This is a genomic window from Arthrobacter sp. Soil761 (genome assembly GCF_001428325.1).
Lineage (GTDB): Bacteria > Actinomycetota > Actinomycetes > Actinomycetales > Micrococcaceae > Arthrobacter.
Genome location: NZ_LMSF01000026.1, coordinates 1 through 4,890, shown reverse-complemented (window position 1 = coordinate 4,890; position 4,890 = coordinate 1). Strand labels below are relative to the sequence as shown.

Below are 4,890 nucleotides of genomic sequence, written 5' to 3'. Positions count from 1 at the left end.
ACTGCACCCGGGAGGGTGTGGGAGAGTAGGTCACCGCCGGACACACATTGGTCGAGGCCCCAACCACCAGGTTGGGGCCTCCCACATTTAACCCACCAATCACCGGTATCAAAACGGGTCTTCACCACCGCCTAGACTTACCGTTTATGACCCCCCGAACGCCCAGTCCCAGGGACCGGCGTGCAACCATCCTGGATGTGGCAGCCGCTGCAGGCGTATCGCGCCAAACCGTCACCCGGGCCATGAATGACATGGCAGGCATCAGCGCGGAAACCCGCGCCCGGGTCCAAAAGCTCGCAGCAGAAATGGGCTACAGCCCCAGCCGCTTCGCCAAGGGCCTTGTGCAGGGCGCGCGGATCTCTGTTGGCCTCGCCATCCCGGACCTGACCAACCCCTATTTCCCGGCCTTTGCCTCAAGCGTGGTGGAGGCCGCCACGGAGCGCGGTTGGAACGTGGTGGTGGACGACTACGGCCACGGGACCGGCAGCGCCGTTGACGCCGCCGCGCGGCTTGCGCCCCAGGTGGATGCACTGATCGGATACCTTGCACCCCACCAGGACGAGGCGCAGGCGCTGATGGGCCGCCGTCCCGTCGTCGCCCTTGACTCCCCGGACGCCGGCACCGCCGGCAGCATCTCCTTTGACTACCGTCACGCTGCCAGGCTCGCCCTCCGCCATCTCGCATCCCACGGGTGCAGGAGCATCCTCTTCCTAGACTCGGACCAGGGCGGCCCCGCCGGCAGCCGGAGCGCGGCCGCCGCCGCGGTGGCAGCGGAGGCAGGCATCCAGCTCGCCCGCCTCCAGGCACAGCCATCGGCGGCCGCGGCACGGTCGGCGGTGGCCCTCCATCTGGCCGGAGGCGGGAGCCCCGATGGCATCCTCGCCTTCAACGACCTGATGGCAGCCGGCGCCTTGAAGGCACTGCGGGAGTCAGGCACCTCCGTCCCCAATGAGTGTGCCGTCATCGGCATGGACGGGATACCGCTGGGGGAACTGCTCACACCTGAGCTGACCACCCTCGCACTGGACCTGCGCGCCGTGGGCCGCGCCGCCGTCGGACTCCTGGATGGTTTACTCACAGGTGCCATCCAGGACCGCACCCCAGGCGCTCACCTGACCCTGCAGCACCAACTGGTCCTCCGGCAATCAGCCTGACCCCTACTCAAATCATGACCGAGCGGATAGGCTTGACATGCAACTGCGTGAACGTTCACGTAGGCCCTTCCGAAACTCCCTTCAAGGACCTCCATGCCAGCCCACACCCCTGCCGCAACTGCCGGCCACGGCTCCGCTCCGGCGACCAAACCCTCCTACCGCAGACTCGATCCGGCTGCAGCAGACGTCGCAGAATTAGCCTCGCTGGGACCCGGCCGGGGAAGCCTCCCGGCGCGGGCCTACCTGGAGTCCGACGCACCCCGGCTCCTACTCAACGGAGAATGGCAGTTCCGGCTGAGCCCGGGAATCCGGGCGGCCCCACACGACGACTGGCAGCAGGGCAATGACCTCTCCGGCTTCACTCCGCTGCCCGTCCCCTCCAGCTGGAACATGCACGGGCACGGCTCTCCGGCCTACACCAACGTGCAGTTTCCCTTCCCGGTGGAACCTCCCTACCCACCGGACGCCAACCCCATCGGCGATCACCTGGTGACCTTTGAGGCCGGCCCGGAGTTCTTCCCGCACGCCCTGCTCCGGTTCGACGGCATCGACTCGGCCGGAACCGTGTGGCTGAACGGAGTGGAGCTCGGGACCACCCGCGGAAGCCGCCTGGCCCACGAATTCGACGTGTCCGGCATCCTGGTCGAGGGAGCCAACAAGCTGGCCGTGCGGGTGGCCCAGTTCTCCGCCGCCAGCTATGTGGAGGACCAGGACATGTGGTGGCTCCCGGGGATCTTCCGGGACGTCACCCTGCAGGCGCGGCCGGTGGACGGCATCGACGACGTCTTCGTCCACGCCGGCTATGACCCAGGCACGGGCGAGGGCACGCTCCGCGTCGAGGTGAGCCGGGCCGGGCGGGCGATTGACGCCGTCGTACGCATTCCGGAACTTGGCCTGGAACTTCCAGCAGGGGCGGAGCAGCGTGTCCCCGGCGTGCAGCCCTGGTCCGCCGAAGTTCGCCGCCTCTATGGCGCAACGGTCAGCACCCCGGGCGAGACCGTTGCCCTGCAGGCGGGTTTCCGCAGCATCGTCATCGAGGACGCGCAGTTCAAGGTGAACGGCCGCCGGATCCTGCTCCGGGGAGTGAACCGCCACGAGCACCACCCCCGGCTGGGCCGTGTGGTCCCGCGGGACGTGGTGGAGGCGGAGCTGCGGCTGATGAAGCAACACAACATCAATGCCATCCGGACCTCGCACTACCCGCCGCACCCGGAGTTCCTGGCGCTGGCAGACCAGCTGGGTTTCTACCTGGTCCTGGAATGCGACCTGGAAACGCACGGCTTCCACAGCGCCGGCTGGGCACAGAACCCCAGCGACGATCCGCAGTGGGAGGAGGCCCTGGTGGACCGGATGCAGCGAACCCTTGAGCGCGACAAGAACCACCCTTCCGTGATCATGTGGTCGCTGGGCAACGAGGCAGGCACCGGCCGGAACCTTGCGGCGATGTCCCGCTGGGCCAAGGACCGTGACCCGTCCCGTCCCATCCACTACGAGGGCGACTGGTCCTCACCGTACGTGGACGTCTACTCCCGGATGTATGCCAGCCAGGCCGAGACGGCGCTCATCGGGCAGGGCATCGAGCCGGCGCTTGAGGACGCCGAACTGGACGCTCGGCGCCGAGCCATGCCGTTCGTGCTGTGCGAATATGTGCACGCCATGGGAAACGGGCCGGGCGGCATGACCGAGTACCAGGACCTGTTCGACACGTATCCGCGGCTGATGGGCGGTTTTGTCTGGGAGTGGCTGGAGCACGGGATCCTTGTTCCCTCCCCGGGCGGCGGCGAACACTTCGCTTACGGCGGGGACTTTGGCGAGGAAGTCCACGACGGCAACTTCGTCACGGACGGGCTGGTGGATGCCAACCGCAAACCCCGTCCCGGGCTGTTGGATTTCAAGAAGGTCATCGAGCCTCTGGGCATTGACGTTTCCTCCTCATGGGCCAGCTTCACGCTGCGGAACCGGCAGGACTTTGCGGACACCTCCGCCTACCGCTTTGAGTACAAGGTGGAGGACGACGGCGGGACACGGCTGGAGGGAACGGTGGCCGTTGCGCCGCTTGCGGCGCAGTCCACGGCTGTTGTTGAGCTGCCGGCGGAGGTTGCCGCGTGTGTGGCGGGGTTGGCGCAGGACGCGGGTGCGGTGCTCACCGTCAGCGCTGTGCTGGCCACCGATACTGGGTGGGCTGCCGCAGGCCACGAGGTTGCTTGGGGGCAGGCTGTCCGCCTTGCCTCACCAGGCACGGGGGTGCAGGCCCGGGACCTGGTGGAGGCCGGCCAGGACGAACTGCAGCTGGGTACCGCGGTGTTCAACCGGGCAACCGGCATGCCCACATCCATTGGCGGACTTCCCGTGGAAAAGTTCGGCCTGGTCCTGTGGTGGCCCCCGACCGACAACGACCTCGGCCGCGAGTGGGGAAGCCCGGACGAACGGCCCCTTGCGACGCAGTGGAAGGACGCAGGACTCCACCGGCTCCACACCCGCCTGCTGGGCATCCGGGCGGAATCCTCTCCTGACGGCGGAGAGTACCTGCGCGTCAGCACGCGCATGGGTGCCGCGGACAAGCAGTTCGGTGTGCTGGTGGATTACCTGTGGACCGCCAGCTCCGACTCCCTGGGACTGCGGACGCAGGTCAGGCCCGTGGGGGACTGGGTCAACGCCGGCTTCGAGGTGGAATGGGCGCGGATCGGGCTGGAGCTGGTGCTGGGTTCCCGGACCACCGGGGTGCGGTGGTTCGGCCAGGGCCCGCACCAGGGCTACCCGGACACCGGCCAGGGTGCGCGGACGGGATGGTTCGAGCTGCCCCTCGCCGCGCTGGACGTTGAGTACGTCCGTCCCCAGGAGTCGGGAGCCCGGTCCGGCGTGCGGTCCGCTGTCCTGCACACCGGCGGAAGGGAGCTGCACCTTTCCGGCGAGCCCTTTGCCCTCACAGTCCGGCCGTACAGCATGCAGGCTCTGGATGCCGCAAACCACAGGCCGGATCTGGTGCCGGACGGGCGGAGCTACATCTACGTGGACCATCTCATGCGTGGCGTTGGCACCGCCGCCTGCGGCCCCGGCGTTCTGGAGCCGTACCGGCTGAAGCCGAGGCAGGCCGACTTCGAAGTGGTCCTCAAGGTACTGGGGTAGGGAAGTCCCGGCTCCCCCTTCGGCTACTCCCTCGGCTCCTCTTCGGATGTGAGCCACTCCATAGAAGCAGCAAACGAGCTTCAGAAGCGGAAATCTCTTGCCCACGCTGCCGGAAACCGCGGAATTCCGGGGTTTCCGGCAGCACAAGAGGCCCCCGGGGGTCGATTTGCGGTTGGGTGTGGGGGCGGGTATTGTTTTCTGAGTCGCCGCCGCTGAAGCGGAAAGATAGCGGCCAAACCCCTTACTGAACGGCCTNATACGGAAACAGCACTGGACGGCCGTTCCTGCCCCGGGATTCCGCGGATCTTCACCCGCTAGGGGGTCGATTTGCGGTTGGGTGTGGGGGCGGGTATTGTTTTCTGAGTCGCCGCCGCTGAAGCGGAAAGATAGCGGCCAAACCCCTTACTGAACGGCCTGGAAATGGTTCGCCTCTTGGCGTGCCGGACGCGGGTGGGGCTGGTTTTCGAGTGGAGTGGATCGCGGTAACGCTGATTTGCGAAGCTTGTTGGAACCGGGTAAGTTTGGAAAGTTGCTCCGGAGCGAGCCTGGACGTTGGTTTGGGTGGTGCCGGGTGTGTCTGTTGTTTGAGAACTCAATAGTGTGCCAAGTT

2 protein-coding genes are annotated in these 4,890 nt (G+C 67.0%); both read left to right on the top strand.

Annotated elements, in window-relative coordinates; all coding sequences use genetic code 11:
• The first annotated feature begins 146 nt into the window (after positions 1 to 146).
• Positions 147 to 1,154, top strand: a complete 1,008-nt coding sequence (locus ASG79_RS14470) for a LacI family DNA-binding transcriptional regulator (RefSeq protein ID WP_056392127.1) — start codon at positions 147 to 149, stop codon at positions 1,152 to 1,154.
• A gap of 93 nt (positions 1,155 to 1,247) precedes the next feature.
• Positions 1,248 to 4,280 carry a glycoside hydrolase family 2 TIM barrel-domain containing protein gene (locus tag ASG79_RS14465; protein ID WP_082581775.1) on the top strand — a complete coding sequence of 1,011 codons (3,033 nt, stop codon included), beginning with the start codon at positions 1,248 to 1,250 and terminating at the stop codon, positions 4,278 to 4,280.
• The last annotated feature ends 610 nt before the right edge of the window (positions 4,281 to 4,890 follow it).